Source organism: Paenibacillus sp. GCM10027626, from assembly GCF_042676285.1.
Taxonomy (GTDB): Bacteria; Bacillota; Bacilli; order Paenibacillales; family Paenibacillaceae; genus Paenibacillus_Z.
This window is the reverse complement of the sequence record NZ_JBHTHC010000009.1, coordinates 1-24,224: the sequence shown is the minus strand read 5'-3', so window position 1 is coordinate 24,224 and position 24,224 is coordinate 1. Positions and strand designations below refer to the sequence as shown.

At 50.1% G+C, this 24,224-nt stretch carries 18 protein-coding genes; 10 read left to right on the top strand and 8 right to left on the bottom strand.

Going from position 1 to position 24,224, the window contains the following annotated elements; all coding sequences use genetic code 11:
- A complete protein-coding gene (locus tag ACFQ0N_RS18170; RefSeq protein WP_379328687.1) occupies positions 1–1,017 on the bottom strand; it encodes a Gfo/Idh/MocA family protein in 1,017 nt (338 codons plus the stop codon).
- 3 nt (positions 1,018–1,020) lie between these two features.
- Complete coding sequence (locus tag ACFQ0N_RS18165) at positions 1,021–1,875, bottom strand: sugar phosphate isomerase/epimerase family protein (protein ID WP_379328685.1); 855 nt, start codon at positions 1,873–1,875, stop codon at positions 1,021–1,023.
- Positions 1,876–2,085: 210 nt separating this feature from the next.
- Between ACFQ0N_RS18165 and ACFQ0N_RS18160 the strand changes: the two genes are divergently transcribed.
- From ACFQ0N_RS18160 to ACFQ0N_RS18120, 9 genes are all read left to right on the top strand, one after another.
- Positions 2,086–3,921, top strand: a complete 1,836-nt coding sequence (locus ACFQ0N_RS18160; RefSeq protein WP_379328683.1) for a sensor histidine kinase — start codon at positions 2,086–2,088, stop codon at positions 3,919–3,921.
- Positions 3,899–5,437 carry a response regulator gene (locus tag ACFQ0N_RS18155; protein ID WP_379328681.1) on the top strand — a complete coding sequence of 513 codons (1,539 nt, stop codon included), beginning with the start codon at positions 3,899–3,901 and terminating at the stop codon, positions 5,435–5,437. Before ACFQ0N_RS18160 ends, ACFQ0N_RS18155 begins: the two co-directional genes overlap by 23 nt.
- A 115-nt stretch (positions 5,438–5,552) precedes the next feature.
- Positions 5,553–6,836 (top strand): ABC transporter substrate-binding protein, encoded by a 1,284-nt coding sequence (locus tag ACFQ0N_RS18150; RefSeq protein WP_379328679.1) that lies wholly within the window; start codon positions 5,553–5,555, stop codon positions 6,834–6,836.
- 80 nt (positions 6,837–6,916) lie between these two features.
- Positions 6,917–7,798, top strand: a complete 882-nt coding sequence (locus ACFQ0N_RS18145) for a carbohydrate ABC transporter permease (protein WP_379328677.1) — start codon at positions 6,917–6,919, stop codon at positions 7,796–7,798.
- Positions 7,795–8,622 (top strand): carbohydrate ABC transporter permease, encoded by an 828-nt coding sequence (locus tag ACFQ0N_RS18140; protein ID WP_379328675.1) that lies wholly within the window; start codon positions 7,795–7,797, stop codon positions 8,620–8,622. The genes ACFQ0N_RS18145 and ACFQ0N_RS18140 overlap by 4 nt, the downstream gene beginning before the upstream one ends.
- Before the next feature lie 335 nt (positions 8,623–8,957).
- A complete protein-coding gene (locus ACFQ0N_RS18135; RefSeq protein ID WP_379328673.1) occupies positions 8,958–9,104 on the top strand; it encodes a hypothetical protein in 147 nt (48 codons plus the stop codon).
- A gap of 1,110 nt (positions 9,105–10,214) precedes the next feature.
- A complete protein-coding gene (locus tag ACFQ0N_RS18130; protein ID WP_379328670.1) occupies positions 10,215–11,897 on the top strand; it encodes an alpha/beta hydrolase family protein in 1,683 nt (560 codons plus the stop codon).
- Complete coding sequence (locus ACFQ0N_RS18125; protein WP_379328668.1) at positions 11,894–12,307, top strand: GntR family transcriptional regulator; 414 nt, start codon at positions 11,894–11,896, stop codon at positions 12,305–12,307. The genes ACFQ0N_RS18130 and ACFQ0N_RS18125 overlap by 4 nt, the downstream gene beginning before the upstream one ends.
- Before the next feature lie 14 nt (positions 12,308–12,321).
- Positions 12,322–13,434, top strand: a complete 1,113-nt coding sequence (locus ACFQ0N_RS18120) for a DUF1648 domain-containing protein (protein WP_379328666.1) — start codon at positions 12,322–12,324, stop codon at positions 13,432–13,434.
- Positions 13,435–13,498: 64 nt separating this feature from the next.
- On the opposite strand, the gene ACFQ0N_RS18115 is transcribed toward ACFQ0N_RS18120, so the two are convergent.
- From ACFQ0N_RS18115 to ACFQ0N_RS18090, 6 genes are all read right to left on the bottom strand, one after another.
- Entirely contained in the window at positions 13,499–15,481 is a 1,983-nt protein-coding gene (locus tag ACFQ0N_RS18115) for a hypothetical protein (protein ID WP_379328664.1), read from the bottom strand.
- Between the two features lie 91 nt (positions 15,482–15,572).
- Positions 15,573–16,457: a carbohydrate ABC transporter permease gene (locus ACFQ0N_RS18110; RefSeq protein WP_379329311.1), complete on the bottom strand. Its 885-nt coding sequence runs from the start codon at positions 16,455–16,457 to the stop codon at positions 15,573–15,575.
- Between the two features lie 21 nt (positions 16,458–16,478).
- Positions 16,479–17,384: an ABC transporter permease gene (locus ACFQ0N_RS18105; protein ID WP_379329309.1), complete on the bottom strand. Its 906-nt coding sequence runs from the start codon at positions 17,382–17,384 to the stop codon at positions 16,479–16,481.
- A gap of 58 nt (positions 17,385–17,442) precedes the next feature.
- Positions 17,443–19,149 (bottom strand): extracellular solute-binding protein, encoded by a 1,707-nt coding sequence (locus ACFQ0N_RS18100; RefSeq protein ID WP_379328661.1) that lies wholly within the window; start codon positions 19,147–19,149, stop codon positions 17,443–17,445.
- Positions 19,150–19,271: 122 nt separating this feature from the next.
- Entirely contained in the window at positions 19,272–20,885 is a 1,614-nt protein-coding gene (locus tag ACFQ0N_RS18095; protein WP_379328659.1) for a response regulator, read from the bottom strand.
- Complete coding sequence (locus ACFQ0N_RS18090; protein ID WP_379328657.1) at positions 20,878–22,632, bottom strand: sensor histidine kinase; 1,755 nt, start codon at positions 22,630–22,632, stop codon at positions 20,878–20,880. The genes ACFQ0N_RS18095 and ACFQ0N_RS18090 overlap by 8 nt, the downstream gene beginning before the upstream one ends.
- 152 nt (positions 22,633–22,784) lie before the next feature.
- Between ACFQ0N_RS18090 and ACFQ0N_RS18085 the strand changes: the two genes are divergently transcribed.
- Positions 22,785–23,912, top strand: coding sequence for an SGNH/GDSL hydrolase family protein (locus ACFQ0N_RS18085; protein ID WP_379328655.1), 1,128 nt, complete (start codon positions 22,785–22,787; stop codon positions 23,910–23,912).
- Positions 23,913–24,224: the final 312 nt, after the last annotated feature.

Genomic DNA, 24,224 nt, shown 5'->3' with positions numbered 1-24,224 from the left:
TCACAATTGGATCTGGCTGCTTTCAGCCGCGCTCTTATAAATCGCTTCCACCAGTTGGACAGCCCGCAAGCCGTCTTCCCCTGTAACGAGCGGCTCAATGCCTGTCTCAATCGCCGCTATGACATCAAGCAGCTGACTCTGATGATAGTCGGACACGATGCTCCGCGGGTCGGTAACGCCACCATAGCTGCCGGTATGAATCCAGCTTGGTTCCGGACGGTCCGGCACAGTCCAATGGACAATGGACGAGCCTTCCAGCTTAATGGTGCCGCGCTCGCCATACAAATTGATCGAAGCCGCAAAGCCTGGCTGAATGCTAGTCGAAGCCATAATTGTACCGAAGGCGCCGTTTTTGAACTGGACAATCGCCAGTCCCAAATCCTCTGCTTCCATCCGGTGCGTCTGCGTTGCCAATTTGCCGAATACGCTGCCGACCTCGCCGGCGAACCACAGCAGCAAATCGATGCTGTGAATGCCCTGATTCATCAAGGCGCCGCCATCCTCGGCAATCGTTCCGCGCCAATCCGCGCTGTCGTAATATTGCTGCGAGCGATAGAACGGCAAAGAAATTTCCGCCAGCAGCAGCTTGCCGATGGCGCCATCCTCAAGCACGCGTTTGACCGCCTGATGCTGGGCTTCGAAACGGCGCTGAGAGATGACCGACAGCTTGCGGCCGCATTGCTTTGCTGTCTGGACAAGCAGCTCCGCATCTGCTGCTGTCATGGCAATCGGCTTCTCGATCACGAGATGCTTGCCGGCACGCAGCACATCCACCCCGATGCTGGCATGACTGCCGCTTGATGTCGTCACGCAGACGATATCGATATCCGGCCGGGCAAGCAGAATGTGATAGTCGCTGGTCCATTCACAGCCTTCACGCTCCGCTGCCGCCTTCGCTTTCTCCTCATTTCTGCTTGATATACAGGCTAGTCTTGCGCCTTCAATCTGCCGGATCGCTTCAATATGAAAGTCAGCAACCGAGCCGCAGCCGATCAGGCCAAAGTTCCACACCTTCATGCCCTAAACCTCCTTCACTAAAATGCGAAGCGCTTCAAGCGTCATATGCGTGCCCGACATTTTGCTTCCTCCGGCAGGAGCAAAGTGGGTCTCAATCGTAAACAGACCGTCATAGCCGTCCGCCGACAGCGCTTTCAGCTGCTCAATAAATGGCACTTGGCCAGAACCGAGCGGTACACAGCGTGCCGTTCCGTCTGCGGTAATATAGGCATCCTTCAAATGGACGTGCGCGATCGTCCCCTTCATTGCGGCATATCCGGCCGGATATGCTTCGCGTGCGCCATAGGCTTCATTGCCCGGATCCCACAAGCCCTGCAATGCCGGAGAATCGACACCGCGAACTAGATCCGCTACCTCCTCCGCAAATCCGCCGTTGCAGGAAGGTTCATTTTCCAGCAGCAGCAATATACCTTCGCGCTCAGCAGCCGCTGCCGCTTTACGCAGATGGGCTACAATCTCCTCCCGATGAGCTGCCGGATCCTGCTCGCGCCAGAACGAAAAGATACGTATGCGCTTCGTGCCCAGCTGCTTGGCAATTTCCATAACGCGATCTAATTTTTCAAAATGAGCCGCGACGGTTTCTTCCTGCTGCCCGAACATATCCCCGGCTGCCACCGTTCGCTCAGGGTCAAGCTTGCATTTAAATACAGGCGATGCGACCGCCGAGATCTTAATATTGCGCTTTTCGGCCTGCTGCCGCACCTCAGCCAATTGCTCATCACTGAGATCGGCAACATTTTTGCCGTCAATGACACGCACTTCAACATATTTCAAGCCTTGCCCGGCAATCCAGTCAAGCGCTTCGATAAAATTGTCGGATACTTCGTCTGTGAGAACACCCAATCGTTCCAATACCACAAGCAACGCCTCCTTCGATTATTTGCTGCTCAGTCCTCTTTACTATAGCAAGATCGCCATCGCCCATGTTGACGTTTCTTACGAATGCGTTTTACATTTTTTTCGGAATCTGTATGCCAAATTGCTATTTCTTTGGAATGTTGTTGCTATAATAAAAATTTCATTATAATAGTAGCTATGAAATGGCCGCTACTAATCAGAGGTGATAACATGCTTGTTCGGGCCTTTTTAAAAAAATTTCATCAGACCTCCTTTCATGCCAAGCTGGTCTGGACTTATATTCTGTTGATTTTTATACCGGTCGTATGCGCTTTGTCTATCAACAGCGTACAGCTGTACAATCAGACGAAAAAAGATTATGAAGGGATACTGGAGCAGCTGAATCAGCGTACTAATGTGACGGTCGATGATTTTTTCACCAACCTGACGCGCAACTCTTTCTTCTATTTAACCGAAAGCCAGCTCCATTCCATTATCAGCAAGACGAAGCCGCAAAGCAGCAAACAGGCTACAATAGATACCAACTACATGCAAAGTGCGATGGAGCAGTTTGTGCTGCTCAACGGCAATATTTCCACGATTACGGCGCTCGCCCCCAACGGCAGCGTATATGGGAGCAAGCATGCCAGTGTCTCCGACATCTCGGATACGGTCGACAAGATTGGCCGCGACGTGCTGCGCAGCAGCAGCTTTGTCGTGCATGTGCCCGAGTCGCTGCAGCCAGGCAGCAGTAACGGCAAAAATCAGCGGATCTCGATCGTTCGCTTTCTGTCCGATCTGACCGTCAGAGATACGGCGGAGGCCTATGTAAAAATAGACGTTAACTTCAAGGCAGTTGAGCATATGCTTGGCGGTATCAATGATTCCGAGCTGAAGCTGGGCATGCTCGTGTTCGATGGCGCGCATCTGATTTACAGTTCCGACTCCCGCCTTAACGTTCAGGGCCGCGAAATGATGCAAAACCCGTTTTCCAGACTACAGCCGCAGGAGCATCAATTCAAGCAGCTGCGCTGGAACGACCAGCAATTTTTAGTAAGCGGCAGCCTTAATCAGACGACCGGCTGGACGATAATTCAATTTATTCCGATGGATCAAATGCTCGGCGCCTTCATCGGCAATACGATCAATTATGTGCTGTTCGGTTTACTTGCGCTGCTGGCCGCTTTCTTATTAGCCTTCTTCTTCAATCGCTACTTCGTCAATCCGCTGCTGCAGCTTAGCAAAGCGATGAAAACGATCGACGCCGGCCATATTCATCATGCCATCCCCTGGAGCGAACGCGAGGATGAGATTGGCCGATTGATCAATAGTTATAATGCAATGCTGGAACGGCTGCAAAAAAGCAGAGAATCGGAGCAGCTATCCGGAACGCTGCAAAAAAAAGCGGAAATGAAAATGCTGCAGGCGCAGATCAATCCGCATTTTCTCTATAACACTTTGAACGCGATTCATGCGATCGCCCAATTGAACCGGATTACCGATATTGCCACGATGACCAAATGCTTGTCCAGCCTGTACCGCTTCAACATCAAATATGGCGATGAGGTCACGATTGCTACCGAGCTTGAGCAGATTCACAACTATGTACAAATCCAGCAAATCCGCTTTCTCCATCGTTTCCAAGTGGAATACGACATTAGCCCGGAGGTGCTGAATTGCAAGATATTGAAGTTTCTGATTCAGCCGCTCGTCGAAAATTCATTCTATCACGGGCTTGAGCCAAAAGACGGGCAAGGCCTGCTCAAATTGACGATTCGCCGCCACGGCCATACGCTGTTCATTCGCGTGGAGGACAACGGGATCGGCATTGACCCGGACAAGCTGCAGGAGCTGAATGAAATGTTTGCCGAGCGCAGCGAGCAGCCTGCTGCGATGGCCTCCGACCGCAATTTCGGCCTGCGCAACGTCCATTACCGGATTAAGCATTTTTACGGCGAGGATTACTGGATGAAAATAGCCAGCAAAGATTCCTCCGGCACTATAATCGATATGTATATTCCAGTAACCAAGGAGGAGCCGAGCGATGAAAATCGTGATCGCAGATGATGAATTCTATGCCCGCAAAGCAGTAGTGCAGATGGTTGCCGATTGGGATCCGGCCGCCGAACTGCTGGAGGCTGAGGATGGCGCCCAAGTACTAAAGCTGCTGGAAGATGCAGCTCCCGATCTCATTCTGACCGACATTCGCATGCCCCAAATGGACGGCATTCAACTCGCCGCACATGTTCAGCAGCATTATCCGCATATTCGCGTGGCCATCATTAGCGGATTCGATGATTTTGCTTATGCCCAGGAAGCGATCCGCTACAAAGTGGAGCACTATCTGCTCAAGCCGGTTAACGATGAGGAACTATATCCTTTACTGGAGCAGCTGAAAGCAGCAACTGCCATTCTGCATACCAAAAAGCAGGCGCAGCTGCTTTCTTCCTGCTTGTACAACGGGGATTGCAGCGCAATCAGCGGCATTCTCTCCCCTCCATACCGCACTGCCGTTATCTGCCTTTCCCCGGATGAGCGCGACCGCTGCAGCGAAGCGCTGCGCGAGGAACTGGCGCGCAGACAGCAGCAAGCGTTCATTTTGAATGACAAGCGGCGCGATCATCTGTTAATCGTCATTCTGTCCGACTTGCCGGCCGGGCAGGATGGCAAGCAGCAGCTGCAGCTCATATTCAAAGCGGTTCGCCAGCAGTTTCTGCTGTATGACCCGGATGATCCCGCGCTGTCAATCGGCATTAGCAGCTCCCACGCCCATGCTGATCAACTGCCGGTTGCATTCCGCGAAGCCAAAAGCGCCGCCATTCAAAGCCTGCTGCTGCATGATTGCAAGGATGGACAGGATCGGGAGCGGCAGGCGGACAAACTCGTTTTTCACGAGGATACAGCGAGCGGGGTCAAATATGATGCCGAAATGATTCGCGAATGGGCCGATCATTTCGGCCGCAAAATCGCTCACCATCATAGCGGTGAGGCTGCTCAGATGATTGATGAGTGGCTGCACAAGGCGGTGGAAATGAGCATGTCTGTATATATGCTCCAGGATTGGTACGCCTCCACTGTAAAGGTGATCAACGCCTTCATCGAGCAAGTATCGGCCGCAGATGCCGGCGCTTTTATGGAGCAGCGCAGACTGCTTGATTTTTGCTCCATAGAGGAAGCCAAGCAGGCGCTGATCGAACAGATGCACACGGTCTCCGCCCAATTAAAGCAAAACGAGGAGAAAACTGATATAGTAGCGAGCATCAAGGCTTATGTCGAGCTGCATTACCGCAGCAGAATCCAGCTTGATGAGCTGGCAAAGGATAAATATTTTGTCGACCCCGACTATTTGAGCCGGCTGTTCAAGCGCAAAAGCGGCATGCGCTTTTCAGCGTATTTGCTTTCCGTGCGTATGGACAAGGCGCAGCTGCTGCTTGCCCGTTCACCGGAGCTGTCCGTCTCCGAAATTGCCAGCGAGGTCGGTTTCAATGATTATTCCTACTTCATTCAAATGTACAAGAAGGTCTATGGCGAAACGCCTGGCAAATATCGCAGCCGGCTGGGCATCCACACCGCCGATAGCTAGGAAGTCCGTTTTCTTATATCCGAACAGTCAGTTATGTCATATTCAGTTGGGCAGCGCCCTTGCTACAATGAAAACGCACAGCAAGAATGAATAACGATAAGGGGCTGAACGAAAAATGAGAAAGACGCTAGTAAAAAGCGGCATTGCAGCAGTGCTCTGCGCTTCCCTGGTCACTGCCGCCGGCTGCTCCAGCAGCGGCAACACGCCCAAGGATGCCGATTCCAAAGGCAATGCCGGCTCTGAAAGCGGCAGCAAAACGAAAATCGAATATTTTCAGATGAAACCGGAAGCGGTCGATGTCGTGAACGATCTGATCAAAAAATTCGAAGCTGAAAACCCGGGTATCGTCGTGGAGCAAAACAATGTGCCGAATCCGGAAAGTGTCTGGACGATGCGCGTATCGACCGATGACGCTCCGGCAGCATTTACACATTATCCCCACAACTCCGTATTCCAAAAAATGGCCAAGGAAGGCCGCGTCGTCGATCTGACGGGCGATCCGCTGATGGCTAATGTCCAGCCGGCTATTGCCGATCTGAGCAAAATCGACGGCAAAAACTATCTTGTGCCTGTCGGCCTTGCCACACTTGGCGTTTATTACAATGTCGACATCTTTGAAGAGCACGGTTTGAAACCGCCTGCAACCTTTGATGAGCTGATTCAGCTTTCCGAGAAGCTTAAAAGCGCCGGCGTGACGCCTTTCTCCTTCCATGACAAGGATTGGAACGGCATTCGCCAGGAGGTTGTGTTCAAAATGGGACAAAACCTGCCTAACATTGAGCAGTTTCTGGATGATGTCATGAACGGTAAAGCGCATATTACCGACAACCCGGACTTCAAACCGTTCGCAGAATCGCTGCTCGAGCTGCGCAAATACGGGCAAAAAGATAATTTAGGAACAAGCAATGACGATGCCATGCGCAATTTTGCCAACGGCAAATCGGCCATGTGGTTTTCGGGCATCTGGTCCATTAAAGAAATTCAATCGTCCAACCCGAATATCAATGTCGCCATGTTCCCATTCCCGACAAAGGATGCAGCCGATCTGAAGACGCAAGTGTCGGTCGATACCGCAATCGGTATTCCGACAAACGGCAAGGATCAGGAGGCAACCCGCAAATTTATCGAGTTTATGACGCAGAAGGACTCCGTCGAAACCTACCTGCAGGTCGGCGGCTATCCGTCAGGCATTAAAGATGTAACAACTGGCCGGCCGGAAATCAGCCAGCTGACTCAGCTCATTACAGACGGCAAGGTTTACCCGACAATCGAACGTCTCTGGCCGCCGGGAACGAACGGCGATGTCGGCAAAGCGACCCAAGAGATGCTGGCTACCGGCGATGTCGACAAATACCTGAAAAATCTGGATACGATCTTCTTCAACAAATTTAACGAATAACGCAGACCTGTAAGGCGGGAGGCCTTGGCGGCCGCCTGGCGGCCAAGGCCTTCCGCTTTTTGCTGCCGCGGAGGCTGAATATGAAAACACGAAGTATGAAGCCGGGCGTAACCTTCGCCCTTCTGTCTCTCCCTGCTGTTCTGCTGTATGTCGCATTTTTCCTTATTCCGGTATTTATCGGCGTCTATTACAGCTTGACGAACTGGGACGGATTCTCTTTAACCTATGATATGGTCGGGCTTGATAACTACATTAAGCTGCTGCAGGATAAGCGCTTTATGAACGGCCTTACCTTTACAATGTTCTATACCGTTATTATTGTGATCGGCAAGCTCGGGCTCGCCTTGGTGCTCGCCCTGCTACTAAGCCGTTCGATTAAGCTGCGCGGATTGTTCCGCTCGATCTATTTCTTTCCGGCTGTCCTGAGCATGATGACGGTTGGTCTTGTGTTCAACCAGTTCTTTTATTCCCTTTTCCCGCCGATCGGGGAAGCGCTCGGTATTGAATGGCTGTCGCGCAACATCCTCGGCAGCGCCGATACGGCCATTTACGGCATAGCGCTCACCAATATTTGGCAAGGATTTGCAATTCCGATGGTCATTTTCATCGCCGGACTATCCAGCGTTCCGAAAGATCTGCTGGAGGCTTCCATCATTGATGGCGCGACGCCACGACAGCGTTTCTTTTCAGTAACCTTTCCGTTTCTCATCCCGATGTTGACGGTTAACGTTGTACTGGCCATAAAAGCAGGCGTCACCGTCTTCGATTATGTGCTCGCGATGACAGAGGGCGGGCCGGCGAGATCGACGGAATCGCTTGGCTTTCTCATCTATCAGCATGGCATGAATGAAATGAAGTTCGGCTACGGCACTGCTGAAGCAATCTATGTCTTCTTGATTATCGGCTTTATTTCGTTTGTCCAAATCAAGTTGCTGTCGCGGAAGGAGGTCGGCCAGCAATGAAAATTTCCTTACCGCTTCGCATATTGATGTATGCCTTTCTCGGTATAGGCACGCTTTTTATCATTGGCCCGGTCTATATGACCATCGTAATGGCTATGAAAACGACGGAAGAAACAGCAAAAAGCTTTTTTTCACCGCCGAGCGGACTTTACTTGGAAAATTTCAGGCAGGTTATCGAAAAAGCGGGTTTTTGGAGCGTCGTGCAAAACTCTGCCGTTATTACGATCATTTCACTTTTGCTAATGCTGCTGCTCATTCCGATGGTCTCTTATGCAATATCGCGCAATAGCAGCAAGTTTTATTACAAATCCGTCTATTTGCTTATTTTATCCGGCATATTCGTTCCGTTTCAGGCTGTCATGCTGCCGATCTACCACCATATGAGCAATTTGAAGATGCTGAACCAGACTGGGCTCGTCGTGATGTATGTTACACTTTCGTTTGCTCAAGGCATTTTTCTTTGTGTCGGCTTTATGAAGAACATCCCGTTAGAGCTGGATCAAGCTTCTAAAATTGACGGCTGCGGCGTATGGCTCACCTTTACCCGCATCATCTATCCGCTTATGATGCCGATTATCGCAACGATCTTAATTTTGAACAGTCTGTGGATTTGGAATGACTTCCAATTGCCGCTTATTATGCTGAACCGGCATCCCGATTTTTGGACCTTGCCGCTGTTTATTTACAATTTCAAATCCGAAGTCAGTTCCAACTACAACCTTTCCTTTGCAGCCTTCGCGTTGTCGATGGCGCCCATTACTATTTTGTACGCCTTCACGCAGCGCTACATTATTGGCGGACTGACCGAAGGAGCCGTCAAGTAGCATCGTTTTGCTGCCTGCCGTGAACCGGATGAGTGCCTTGCTTTCATGGCAAGCGTGAGCGCCTGTCACTCATCCCCATGGCGGCTCTGCATATTTTGGCAGCTTTCTGGGAAAATTATGGGCATCAATGTCTTGGAAAGGGCTATCTTTCATGGATGGAAAAGGATCTTTTTTACAGTTGTCTTTTGTCCTCATTATGTAGATTGCGCTCTCCAATCATGTGAGCCTGATCCCTGTCCTGCTCGAAACTTCCGGCAGAGACGCCTGGGTCGCAGCAGCAATCGCTCTCCCCATCAGCCTTCTCACTGAAAAAGCAAGGCAAATCCGTCGCCTCTATGGTTATCAATCATCCCAAGCATTCCATCGTGCCGGAAAGAAAAAAAGGCAACATCGAGTATCGCATTATCGTTCGCTTTCAAATGTTTGCCGATGAGCATCTGCAAGAAATGGATGAGCATAAACTGAAAGCGCGAACGGCATAAGCGGCCAAGGAACCACAAGAAGAAACGGCTGACGCCGTCCTATGGCATGTGTTACCGGCAGGCGAAGGTCAGGGGGGAGCCCCGTTTCATCTAAGGGAGGCCACAGACGTTATTTCGCCAATAACCTCTCTTTTTTTAAATCTAACGGATGTGAGCGATCTTAATGGGGCGTTTTTGGGCGAAATCGGCCTCCTCCTCAGCAAATAGCGGCGCACAGTTCCGTTACAATTTCAGATCGGTGGAATTTGCGAAAATAGCGGCCGTGGCATCCGTTAGCATTCGTTCATCACGAACGAAGCGGACCCGAGCGGACCTAAATACAGGTTTTGCATTTAGATCGCGAATTGTCTGCTAATTCCCAGCAACTAACGACATAAAATTAGTTGCTATCCCATGCTACTGCGCAGCATAATCAGAAGGAGGGATCGTGTCTGGATACCCTCCATTTTCATCCTCCCTATGTTGACGATGAGGGCTAACGAACCTGAGGAGACTGTCGATTAATTCTGGAAATCTGTAAATGCGGGCGAAGCGGGCCTGAGCGGACCGTGGTTCCGTTGGCCGCATTTTGCCTGCTTCAAGGTCAAATCTGTATGATTTTTCATCTATAATCCTCGGAATTTGCGCAGAATGATCAATTCTATATGATTTTTCATACAGATTCATCGAGTTCTCCTGCCTCTAGGTCAATTCTATATGATTTTTCATATAGAATTGTTGTTTTCCGTGCAATAACGGATCATCTGTCCTCATGACTCACAGTTGCCGTTTCTGCGGCAAAAAATCGTTTTTCAGAGAAAATCGACAACCTCCTGAGACACGCTATTGATGGAAAAAAGGCAGGGAAGCGGCTGATTTTCGGTGAATAACGATCGGTAGATTCGTTACAGCCCACAAGGCCCCATTTTGAACCGGATAAGGGTTGTCAGGTTCGTTAGCGGCCCTTCAAATCTTATCAGATTGATGATGCTGCCAAGCAACTCCAACAATGCTTCTCGGGGTACCTAGCTACATCAAGGACCATCATGGAGGAGTCGCTTGACTTCACGTCGCCATCTGTTATACTCGGAATATAACAGATATTCAAAGTAGACAATGAGGTGATTCATCATGAAGAAAAAATATAGCCGTATGATGAAGCAACTGGCAGCCGGTTCCTTGCTGTCCATGGCCGTAGTCCAGCCGCTCCAAGCAGCAGCGAAGGCCCCGGCCACTGCCGCTGTTCAGGAAGCCGCCGCTTCAGAGCTGGTACCCTTGCGCGAGCTGGCGGAAGCGATCGGGGCAAACGTAAAGTGGGATGGCGCCAACAAGCAGGCCATTATTACGCGCGGTACGGCGCAATTTATCGTCAAAATTGGCGAACGTACCGCCAAGCTGAACGGCTCACCCTACACAATGAGCTCGCCCGCTGCCGCCGCCAATCAGCGGATGACGCTGCCGCTGGCCGCATTAAAAGAAGCCTTTCAGGCAGAGATTTCCTGGAGTGCGGCAGGCGGCTTAACCGTTAGCTCAGAAGACGTTGCTACTGCCGGCGCACACTTTGTTTATTTGCTGCAGCATGGAAAGCTTGCAGAAGCCCGCGCTATGATGAATTCCGCTTTGCAGCAGCAGATGCCGGAGGCGCTGCTGGGCCAATATTGGGCCGGCAATACAGCCGCATTTGGCCTTCCCGCAGCACTGCAGTCGCTAACCGCCGAAAATAATAATGTCCATCGCAATGCCAAGCTCGGTTATGTAACGGAGCAATCTGCTCCATTCGGCATGATCGTTCGCTTTGATGCCGATGGCAAGATCGATGATTTGTTTATGCCGCTTGTTCCCGATGGCGCTTATCAAGCTCCAGGCTATGACAAACCTGAGCTTTATAAAGAAGAAGAAATCGTCATCGGTGAAGGTGCGCTGTCCTTGCCGGCAACGCTGACCCTGCCCAAAAATGAAAGCAGCAAGCCTTATCCCGCAGTTGTACTTGTTCACGGCTCCGGCCCTAATGACCGGGATGAAGCGATCGGCGCCTACAAAACCTTCCGTGATATCGCCGTCGGTCTGGCTGGACAGAACATCGCTGTGCTCCGCTACGAAAAAGTAACGCGCGAGCACTCGCTCAAAACCGCCATGAACCCCGGCTTCACTGTTATGGAGGAAACCGTTAATGACGCCGTCGCCGCTGTGCAAGCGTTGGCCAAGGATAAGCGGATAGACGCTAAGCGCATTTATGTGCTCGGCCACAGCCAAGGCGGTATGCTCGTACCGCGGATTATCGATAATGACAAAAATGGCGCAGTCGCCGGTGCTGTCATTATGGCCGGCCCTTCAGGCCCATTCGAAGATATCCTGATCGAACAAAATGAGGATGCCTTGGCTGCAGCCAAGCAGGCCGGAGCCGCCACGCCTGAGATGGAACAGCAGGTTGCCGCGCTGAAACAGCAAATCGCCCTGCTGAAAGATCCGCAATACTCGCTGACAAATCTGCCGCCCGGCTTCGCTATGGCCAATCCGGCCTGGTGGTTCGATTTCCGCAACTATTACGGCGGTGAAATAGCCAAATCGCAAACCGTGCCGCTGTTCATTCTGCAAGGCGACAATGACTTCCAGGTAAAAGCCGATCAGCTCAACGGCTGGAAAAAAGCGCTGTCCGCCCGCCAGGACGTCCAATATAAGCTGTATCCAAAATTGAACCATGGCTTCGTGACCTATGATCAGCCGTCAACCGGTCAAGAATATGCCCTGCCGGGCAACGTGCCGGCTGAGGTTATCGGCGACATCGCCGCCTGGCTCAAACAGCATGGGCAATGATTATTAAACTCGATTTACAGTCGGAAACGCCGATCTACAGCCAATTGATGAATCAGATTATCGAAGGCATCGCCCGCGGGGAGCTTAAGCCCGGCGAAGCGCTGCCTTCGGTGCGCAGTCTGGCTTCCGACATCGGCATCAACCTGCACACCGTCAACAAAGCCTACAATCTGTTAAAGCAGGAAGGCTATATTCAAATTCACCGCAAAAAAGGTGTCGTCATCAACGATATAATGCCGGGTTTAACCGAGCTTTATGTAGAAAGACTGCAGGAGCAAATTAAACCGTTAGTCGCAGAATCGATATGCCGGGGAATGAATGAAGAACAACTGAGCAGCATCATTCGTACACTTGTTAAGCAAGTGAAAACGCCACAGCAGCAGGATAATTCGACAAATGCTCAACATTGAGGAGGAAGGTTGACATGTCCCATCTTGGAGCCATTGTCATGATGACAACCATCTGGATTCCCGCTATAGCTTCACTTGCTTTATTACCCTACTTCTCCCGAAAATCGGTGCTGTTCGGCATCGCCATTATGGAAGAGCACTACGATGAACCTGATGTCCGCGCTTTGCGGCGCAAGTATATGTACTGGAATATCGCGCTAGGCGTGCTTTGGTGGATCATTAATATTGTGACCATGCAAAAGCTTGGCCCCGACTCGTCTGCCAGATGGATGGCGTGGACAGTTATTCTGTATCTTCTGCTTTCCATCGCATCATTCGTCTACTGCCATCACGCCGCCAAACGAATGAAAGCCGAGCGTGGCTGGGACAATCCGCACAATCAGCTCATAGCCGTCGATACCTCTTTTCATCAGCGATCGATGACGTTTTCCAACTGGTGGTATCTGATCCATCTGGCCGTTGTTGCAGCATGTGCAGCTATCGCAGCCATATATTATGACCGCTTTCCTGATCCGATGATTACGCATTACGATATCAACGGCCAACCGGATGCTACAGAGCCGAAAACCTTTTGGTCCGTTTTTACACCTAACATCGTTCAGTTGTCCATGCTCATCATCTTCTGGCTAATCAATGTCATGATCCGTAAAAGCAAACAGCAAATTTCCTTCCATGCACCTGAACGTTCGCGGGAGCAGAACATTCGCTTTCGGCGCATATGGTCACTCTTTATGATGGTTACCGGACTGCTGATGATTCTGTTGATCGCATTCATTCAGTTCAATCCGCTTATCGGGTTTACGGAGGAAAGCCTGTCCCTCTCTCTCGGCATCCTGCCGGCAATCGTCGTCATCGGCACGCTGGTGCTGTCGTTTGTGACCGGCCAAGGCGGCAGCAAGCTGCGGATCGGCGAAGGTACCGCGGTAGTAACTGATCAGTGGCAGGTCGATCACGATAAATATTGGAAGCTAGGACTGATCTACTACAATCGGAACGACCCTTCTCTTTTCGTGGAAAAGCGGGTCGGCATCGGCTGGACTGTCAATATCGGGCATCCGCTCGGCATGGCGCTGCTCTTTCTGCCGATCATCATTGCAGTCGTCGTAATTGTCATTACGGAGACTTAAAGTCCAAGAAGCCACTCTGATTGCAAGTTGCAAGAGTGGCTTCCTATTCTTGTTGTATCTTTACTTATTGCATCGTCGTCAGCACGATAAAGTCCCATGGCAGCAAATTGTCCAGGGTAACAAATGTTGTTCCTTCTTCTATACGAATGTTTTCAGCCGCAAGCGGCACTGTCTTACCATCCTTATCCAACCAGTACAGCTGCTTGGCAGGCATACGGATTTCAGCTACGAACTTACCCGTTTCATCCAGACTCGTATTGACGAGCAAAACCATTGCATCGCTTTTGTCTGTTGATGCTTTCATAATCGGAACGATTTTCAATCCGCTTCTGGATGCGATAACAGGCATGCTTCCTCTGGTCAACCAATCAAATACGCCGATAAGCTGCTGCCGCTCTGCCTCTGAGTAAAGACTCATCCATGGTGCATAGCCGTGAACAGCTACGCGGCCCCCAAGCTCATTCTCATAAAGCGTCACGGTTGGGCCCAAATTAACATTAGTATAACTGATCAGATCGCTCAATACACGAATGTCCTCGCCTGGCAAAGGCTGCAGCACATAACCGGTGTCGTGATAAAACGTTATTCTGGCATCCCGCTGTTCACCAGCATATGGCCCGTTGAGCGGATCTGCTGTAAATTGCTCCATTACGCCATTGTTGTGTACCCCGGCAACCGACACGCCGCAATATTGTCCCAGCCCTCGATCGATTAATATTTCCAGTGTCATGCCGTCCATCAATACAGCTAGGGCAAGCATCGCCTTCAATTCCTCGTCCGAGTATCCCTGTGCCATCTCCATGCTTAAAATGACGCCGCATGCCGCTTCAGGACACATGGAAAAAGGAAATCCAATTTCATGCAATATATTTGCCCGCTGAGCATCCTGCGGAACGCCGAACCAGCCCTTTTCTCCAACTTTGCGCCTTGCTTCAAAGCAAGGTGACAACGCGGGATACAAGCCGACATTCGGCCACTGCCCGGCGATTCGGTCCATCGCTTGCCACATCGGTTTCATGCGCGCCATCTCCTGCAGCCAATCCTCATACTCGGCGATCGATCCTTTTTCCAGCTTTAACGTATGGGCGGCAATACCGTTCATGCCGCTGGCGATCATGATTGTATTTTCCGTCATCATCGCACGAACCGATTTTTTCAAGCGCTGTTGCGGAAATGTTTCCAGCTCATACTGAATATCGGTTACAAATTCCGGATACAATGCTGCCTGGCGGGCGCATTCCAGCCCCTTCTCCAGCATTCCGGACGGAATCCGGTCATCATAGAAGCCACCGCCCGGCCGGCCCCGCACTGCTTTCAAGGCAGCCATCCAGCGGTCGAAAGCGGCCCCCGAATAGGTGTGCCACTCCAGCCCGCCTGTCATAAGGCCCAATTCAATCTGAGGATTCACGGCATGAACAGCCTGCTCAATCGCCCTTAGCACACGCTCCAGCGATTCAATGTTATGCTCCACCCACTGCTCCCGTTCACTGGCACCTTCAGGAGAATCCAGCAATTGAACAAGCTGCTCGCGGTTAAAGTCGGCCGCATGTTTACGATTAAACACTTCTATGCAACTGTCGCAAAAGCACGGAAACTCAGCCGGACGATGGTGATGGATCCGAATATCGTCATCCACCCATATAAACTCGAGCCCAGTCTCAGCCAGCAGCCGATATTTCTCCGCAAGATATTGCAGCGTAAGCTCATCGTTCGGGCAGAACGAACCGACAGCCTCCTGTCCGTCATGGCCAATCATCGCTCTGCCTTGAAACGGTTCAACCCAGTCCCAGGCATCATTCAAATGACCAAGTGAAATGGCGTTTACGCCGACACAGAAACCATCTTCCTGTAACTGGCGCACTCTCGGCGCCAGCCAGCCGCATTTGGCTGCAAAATCAACAAGCGGCGTGTACCCGCTCATTATAAACTCTACGATCAGAGCCAGCTCATCGACGCTATCCTTGTAAGGCAGCAGCAGCTGCCGAAATTGTTGAAACTCTTTCTCCTCCTGAAATCTGGCTGGCCAAATACGCAATGACAGCTTCACTTTTCTCCCATCCTTTTTCTTTTATAATCGCTCGATCATTCGCAGCAGCAGTACTGCCAATGGCGGCTTTTCTCAACACCCGGGCCACCAATCATTCTTTTACACTACCAAGCACAATCCCTTTCATAAAGTAGCGCTGCAAAAAAGGATACACAATTAAAACCGGCAGCGCTGCTACAAATATTTGGGCCGCCCGGCCCGTACGATCGTTCACTAATAAAAAAAGCTCCGCCTCTTGGGCTGTCATTTGCGAGAGCTGCTTGGTGACAATCGTAGTCTGCAGGTAGGTTTGCAGCGGATAATGCTCAGGCTGGTTCATGAAGATAAGACCGTCAAACCAGCTATTCCAATGATTGACAATCGTAAACAAAAGTACAGTTGCTATGGCCGGCATGGAGACTGGTACAAATATCCGCCATAAAATCGTCCAATGGTTGGCCCCGTCCAGCTTGGCCGATTCCTCTAGTTCCTTTGGCAAGCCGCGGAAAAAATTGAGCAGCAATACAACATTGAATACAGGAACGGCTGCCGGCAGCACGAGCGCCCAGATTGTGTCGATCAGGCCTGTTTCTTTGACAACGATATATTGCGGAATCAATCCGCCGCCGAAGAGCATCGTAAAAACAAACAGCCAGACATAAACCGTCCGCATCCGAAATTGCTTGCTTTCTTTGGACAGCGGATAGGCCAGCAAAATGACGAGCAGCATATTGACAGCCGAGCCAAGCACTACCCGTTTCAATGAAACCCAAAACGCCAATAAAAATTCAGCCTTGCCGAACACATGCTTATACGAAGCAGTCGTAAATTCAACGGGCCATAATTTCACAGCACCGGCCGATACTGCCGCCGCCGAGCTGAATGATAGTGACAGGACGTGAATTAACGGAAAAATACAGCTGAGCGCAATGACGGTTAATAGTAAATAATTGCAGGCTGTAAAGATCCGGTAACTAACGCTTCTCTGATAGGTCAGCACATCAGCCCCGCCTTTCTGTTAAAATATACGGTAATTCGCAAACCGGTAGGCCATCATATAGGAGATGGATATAAGCACCAAAGAGATGACCGATTTGAATAAACCTACGGCTGTCGCTACCCCGTACTGAAACTGCTGCAATCCGATTCTGTAGACAAACGTATCGATAATATCGCCCGTCTCATAAACTTGCGGACTATACAAATTGAAAATTTGGTCAAATCCTGCATTCAGGACATTACCCAAACTTAAAGTAGCCATTAGCACAATAATGGGCACCATGCCCGGAAGCGTAATATGCTTCGTTTGCTGCCACCGGTTCGCTCCATCCACTTCCGCCGCCTCATAAAGCAGCGGGTTAATGCTCGTCAAGGCCGCCAAATAAACGATTGTGCTGAACCCGAACTCTTTCCATATATCAGAGAGTACGACGGTAAAGCGGAACCACCCGTTGTCGCCCAAGAAATAGATCGGCTGAACCCCCAGCCAGCCCAGCATCTGATTGATCAGGCCGGAAGTTGGCGATAACAGATCGATCAGTATGCCGCCCAGAATGACCCAGGACAAAAAATGCGGCAAATAGACTAATGTTTGAAACATTCTGCGAAACAAACTTTTTCTCACTTCATTCAGCAGCAACGCTGCTGCAATCGGAACAACCAGTCCAACTCCGATTTTCATGACAGCTATGACAACCGTGTTGATAATAATGCGTGGAGTATCTTCCATCAACGCGATATACTTGAAATTTTCCCAGCCTATCCACGGGGAACGAAAGATCCCTTTGACCGGCATAAATTTTTTGAAGGCGATAATATTGCCTACCATCGGTCCATAGCTGTAAATCAGCACGACGATAAGGCCCGGCAGCACCATCGCATGCAGCCAACCGTTACGTTTCCACTCTTTGATCAATTCGCTAATTCACCGCCTGATCGGGAGGAAGTGACCGCTAGCTGTTCACCTCCCCCTCGTCATATTACTACTCTATGCTTTGCCACCACTCATTCACTTCTTGCGTAATTTGCTCGCCGCCGAGACGTTTCCATTCCGCAATGAAACGGTCATACTCTTCTACAGGAGCCGAGCCCATAATAATTTTGGAGATAGTCTCATCTTCCTTCGCTTTGAGTACGCTCCATTTTTCCCCCATCGCAGGTGTCGGCGCCCCATAAAATTCATCGTAGTGAAACAGATCCTGCTGGTAAGCTTCATACATTTTGGACATTGTACCGCCTTCACCAGCAATCATATGCTGCAGCCAGCTCATTTCTGTAACCGTTCCATCTTTAAACTGTTTAGCCGCTTCATACCGGGCCAACCGGTCGACATCTTCACCCAGAATAGCGGGATCATTGTTCTTCAGCGCTTTCGGGATCAAATCGCCTGACATCACAATATTATCCTGCGAAAAAACAATTAAAGGATTGATCTCATAAAAAAACTTTCCTTTATCTTTTTTATCTTTGCCAAATACGAGCGTCTTGTTATCTTCATTAGGCTTCACCTGAGATTCGATCCACTCATTAAGCAGCTTGAATACGGCTTCCGGATTTTCGGCGTTTTTATTGATGACATAAAAAGTACTGACCGATGCAGTCGTCGGATTAAGCGCCGGCTGGCTGTCGATTGACGGGATCGGATAAGCCGCCCAGTCTTGAACAACCTTCCCGTCCTTTACAGCGCCTGCTTGCAGCGCAGCACTATGCCAGAACTCTCCGTACAGCAGTCCAATCTGTCCGTTGACCGCAAGCTCTAACGCCTTGCCATCATCTTTTACGCCAAATTCCGGATCAATTTGCCCTGCTTTGAACATCGTCTGCAATTGCTGCAGCGCTTCCTTCATACTCGGATTCAAAGTGCCGTACATCAACTGGCCATTCTCATCCTTCACCCATTGTCCCGGATACAAGTGATAGCCGCTAAAAAATCCTGACAGGCTCAAGTTTTGGGAGAGCAATAATCCGTACGTCTTCCCCTTGCCGCCTCCATCGCGCTTCGCAAATGCCTCTGAGATCGCCAGCAGGTCAGCCATCGTCTTCGGCTCCGGCAAATTCATCTCCTTCAGCCAATCCTGCCGCACCCATACGAAGCCCATCCGGTTAAACGGGCTGTTCGTCTGCGGAATCGCCATCAGCTTTCCGCCAAAGGTTGCCGTTTTCAACTGCCGTCCGCCGTCTTTCGTAAATTCCTGCTTGGTCAGCTCCGTAGTCTGTTTATCCCAAAGCTCCGTCAAATCCATAATCATATCATTATCGATCAGCTGCTGAAGATCGGATGCCGGGACCCGGTAAAAATCAGGCAGATCGTTAGAAGCGATAGCGATTTTCAGCTTGGAGTCATAATCGTTCGTAACAGTCCACTTGTTTTTCAGCTTAATGCCGAATTTGTTTTCGTAGTAACTATAGATCGCATTGTTATCGATTTTCTCGCCTTCGTCGAAATATTGCTCCGGCGAAATCATACGAATAGTCGACAGTTCGATCGGCGGATCATACTTGCCGTTCGGACCGGCGGCAGCTTCGTTGCCGCTATTTCCCTTCTCCTGTCCCGGCGTATTCGTTTCCGCCTGATTGCCCTTTTGATTGTCTGAACCCGCATTCCCGCCGTTTCCGCCATTACCGCAAGCCGCCAGCAGCAAAAACGCCGAGATAAGACCGAGCAATAATGCTTTTCTCGTGTATACCATCGCTTCAGATCCCCTCCCTTATATATTGCACGTGAGAACGTCCTCGTGATAAATATAATCGCTTAATCAAAATGCGACTAGATTCACTTTCTTACCTGCGTTACACTTGATGACATTCTGCTTTATAAATCGCGGTATTCCTGCGGGGTCATCCCGGTTTGATTTTTGAACAGCCGGATAAACGACAAACGCGACTCATAGCCGACTTCACCGGCAATTTCATAAATTTTGAGTGAGGAATGCTTTAGCAATTGCTTGGCTTTATCGATCCGGGCTGACTGAATGTGGTCGGACAAGGCCGTCCCCGTGACACCTTTATATAGCCGGGACAAGTAGGACTGATTTAATTGCACCAGCTCTGCAAGACGGCTAACCGATAAATCCTCTGATAAGTGGCGGGCGATATAGTCGTTAATCCAGCCAATAATTTCATGCTCATGCTGCTGCGAGGACTGTGCACGCTGGGCAAAGATCGACTTGCTCAGTTCTTTAAAATAGTCGCTCATCTCATCCCAGGATAAATCCGGGTTGATACTGCTAAGCTTATCCGGATTCATCCGCGAAGCCCGCTCCTCCCGCAACGGATGGATGTTGAGATATGACAAAAATAAGGATGCCAGCCCATGATAGAGCTCCAGCTTATAATATCCGCTAACCGGCTCACGCCCGCCGATCTCCGTCATACTGGCGAATAGCACCTCAAACTCCGCTTGCTGGCCGGTTTCCAGATAATGACGCAATAAGGCCATATTTCTCGATTGCACCTTATAATCTGACACTCTGCCGCTGCCTGCTTCGCCCTGTTTCTCGTCCGCAGCATCTGCAGCGAGTACCAATTCTTTGCCTGCTCCCGCAGGACTTAACAACAACGAACGTAATTGATCGAAGCTCGCTGACAACAGATTCCAAGGGACAGGTACTGACGTTATCGCAAAAGTGACCGATACTTTAAGCAGACTGCGGCATGTATGCTGAATTTGCTCCAGCAAGGAAGACCAGCCGCCATTTCCGTTGTCTGCTGACGGCTGCAGCAGCCACACGATTTTGGAATCGTCGTAGCGAAACGAAAGCAGCTGTGCGTATTTCCGTAAACATTCGTCTGCCACATTGCGAATCGCAAATTTCATAAGCTCCCCGTCTGCGCGCGTCCACCGTTCCCAAGCGTCGATTCTGCCGACTAACAGGAGGAGCGATTGATCTGTCAATGGCAATCCCCATTCCGCAAACATACGATGACGGTCAGTAAAGGCATCCGCCCCTTTCCGCTGCAATTGATCGCGAAAATAATTTTCAATCACAAGCGGCATCATGCGGCTGTTTTGCATATCCGCCCGATACAGCTTTTTCCGGATTTCGTATTCCTGATCAAGCGCTGCCATTGCTTTCCTGACCACTTGGACGATCATTTCGTTCGGCTCGGTTTTTAAGACATACTCGAAACCGCCCCCCGATATCGCACTTTTGGCATAATGAAAATCGTCATAACTGGTTAAAAAAACGACCTTGCAAGCGGGCCATGATTGACGGATCTGATGCAGCAGCTCGATGCCGTCCATCTCCGGCATGCGGATATCTGACAGCACAATGTCAATGGCGTGCTTGCGCATTAATTCAAGCGCTTCCATACCAGAGCTCGCCGTATATAGCTGCACATCCAGTTCCTGCTGTGCCGCGAACAGCTTTACCAAGCTTTCTACAATGAGCGGCAAATCGTCTACTATGATCATTTTATACATCGCCATACTCCTCTCGCTGTTCCAATGGTATTCGTATTTCTGCACATAAACCGCCAAGCTGGGAGCGAGTAACATATACGCCCGATCCCGAACCGTACATCAACTGAATTCTGCGATGCACATTAATCAAGCCGGTCGTTTCTTCCATTTCCGGAAGGGAGGAGCTCAGCTTGGCCTGCAGTTCCTGCAGCTGCATATCCGTCAAATGCCGGCCGTTGTCATCGACCATAACCGACAGCCATCCTGAGCGTGCTTCGCCATGTATCCACAACTCTGCCTGAGCGGCACTTTGCTCCACCGCATATTTGAATGCATTTTCCAATAAAGGCTGTACAATAAGACGCGGAACCTTGATTTGATTATAGCTGTCATCCAGTTCCTCGTATTCGACATCTATTCTGCTCCCGTAGCAAACGAGCTGAATGTCGATATAGGCACGGGCATGCTGCATCTCCTGCTCCAATGAAATCATCATCAATCCATTGCGGGTTATGAAGCGAAAATAAGCTCCCAAGTAGCCAGAAAATTGGCCTGCACGCTCCGTATCATTGACTTGAATCAGGCGGTCCAATATAAAAAAGCAATTATATAAAAAATGAGGATTAATTTGTGATTGCAGCGCTTTCAACTCGGAACGGCGGCTGCGTATTTCCTGCTCGTACACTTCATGGATAAGCACAGACAGCCTGGATACCATGTTGTTAAAGCGCATAAACAAATAGTTAAACTCATCTCTTCTTCGCTCCACCTCGATCGGTACCAACTCTCCTTCTTCCACTTTACGAAATCCGATAACCAGCTTCTTTAACGGAGCATGAATAACGCGATAAAGCGAGAGCGAGAACAATACCGTTATTAGCACGGACAGCAGCAAGATGATCCATACCCATTTTTTATAGCTTTGCAACGGGCCAAGCAAGCTGTCCTCCTGGATATAAGCAATCAGCGCCATGTCGATTTCCCGCGACAGACGATATGAGACATAATGCCGCTTTCCTTCCAAAACCAAGGTCTCCACCTGCGCTTCCACAGCTGTCTGATCTGTTAAATGGCGCAAACTTTGCATAATCTCATCAGGAAATGAACTGCTGTCATTGGTAACCATCCACCCGTCATGCAGCTTGGCCAGTACAGAATTGCCATGCTCCGGAGTTACAATATCATGCAACCCTTTTAATAACTGTGTTCTATCAATCTCTACAGCAATAACAAAGAGAGGCTCGCTACCTTCGACGACATGCGAGGGGTAACGCATACTCATAAACAGCTGCTCGCCTACGGATACAATGCGAGTATGATTCATTTCACGCGCAAGTTCCTGGTACTCCGGGTCGGCAATGGTAGATTGAAAATTAGCCGTTTCCAATGTACGGTTCATTTGCGGAACAAACACTTTGACATCTTGAATCAGGCTGGAAGATGAGCGCAGCAATTTCAGCCGCCGCTGAACTGCTCGAACTTTGCTTGTACGGCTAAAATAATCGGTCGTGCTCTCTGACATGCCCAGCTCGATCAGGTCCATATCCGTAACAAATTCCAGCAAACTCGACGAAATCCGCGAAACCTCCGTTTCAACCGAATTTAAATAAAAGGCATCCCGGCTTTGCACCGATTTTGTGATTTCTTTAGAGATACTGTCTGTAGCCATCTGGTTCACGATGAGCGTTACCGCATACAGCGAGATTAGAATAAGCAGCAAAATAAACAAAATTTTCGTCGTAATGGGAATTGCCCTTCTCCGCTCCAATCCATCTCCCCCTTGACTCATTCGATTTTTTTTGATCATAGCGTATTCATGGACAGATTTCTATGCCCGCAGGAAAAATTCATGCTTCGTCGAGAGGAATTATGGTAAAATAGGAGAAAAATCACTTCTGTTCAAGGAGGTTTATCATATTCATGCCTGATCAACCGAAAAATCCTAATAAAACGAACGTATCCGAGCTGGATCCGAATATGGCGCTGGAAAAAAACGAGCTGGCCGGACTGCAGTGGCTGTCCCCCGCCGAGAAGCCTTTCCGGTTATCCGGCTTTTCCTGGTTTGAGCAGGATCGCATTTTTCGCAGATTACCCGTTCATTCCGAACATCCTATTCCCTCCGGCGTAAATGTACTCGCAAACCATACAGCGGGCGGACAATTGGCTTTTCAGACCGATTCCCGTCAGCTTGCTATCCGCGTCCAATTGGCCCACAAAGCCGATATGTACCACATGCCCGCCACCGGACAGTGCGGTTTTGACCTTTACTTAGGCAAGCCCGGAGAACAAGCCTATTATAAAACGAGCCGCTTCGATCATACCAATCAGGCTTTCGAAGTGCTACTGTACGATTTTCCTGTTGCGGAAATGCGCCATGTGACGCTCAACTTCCCGCTCTATCAAGGGGTAAACGAGCTGGCGATCGGTGTAGATGCCGATGCGCTCATCGAAGCGCCTCTGCCCTATCACAATGATAAAAAGGTGATTATCTACGGCACATCGATCACACAAGGCGGATGCGCCTCCCGTCCGGGAATGGCGTATACGAATATTTTGAGCCGCCGCATTCCGCTCGAATTTATCAACCTCGGCTTTTCCGGCAACGGCCGCGGCGAGCCCGAGATGGCGCGTATTATAAGCGAGATTGACAATCCGGCCATGCTTGTACTGGATTATGAGGCTAATGCCGTAAGTCCCGAGCTGCTCAAGCAGACGCTGCCGGAGTTTATCCGTATTCTCCGGGAGGCACATCCCATTGTACCGATTCTCGTCATATCAAAGTTCGAATTTTCGGGTGAACCATTCGAGCCGGATCTGCGGAATAAGCGGCTGGAGATGACTCGGATCGAGCGCGAAACGGTCGAGCAATTGCGCGGGCAAGGTGACGAAAATATCCATTTCTACGATGGCAGCCAGATGATGGGGACAGACGATACCCGCTTCGAATGTACGGTAGACGGCGTGCACCCTACCGATCTCGGCTTCATGCGCATGGCCGACAAGCTGACTCCGGTATTTAGGGAATTGCTGCAGCGGGAGCTTGATTGATCGTTCTATTATAAATGAAAAAGTACCCGTACAAAGGGTTATCCTCTGCGGGTACTTTTTTTTGTCTCTCATGCTACACTACTGCGGTCCCTTCGGTATGCGTGGGCGGAGCGGGCATGGGCGACCGACCTGTGCGGACCTGAGCTGATCTGCGCGGACCGTAGTTCCGTTATCTGTGAACAAACTGAATATTCCGCAGTGAATTGAGCCATCGTTCCGGCGAGTGAGAGCCACGTCTCCGGCTTTTTTGAGCCACCTTTCCGGACGAGGTGAGCCAGTCCATAGCGCCTCCTGTTAGAATGATTCGTATGC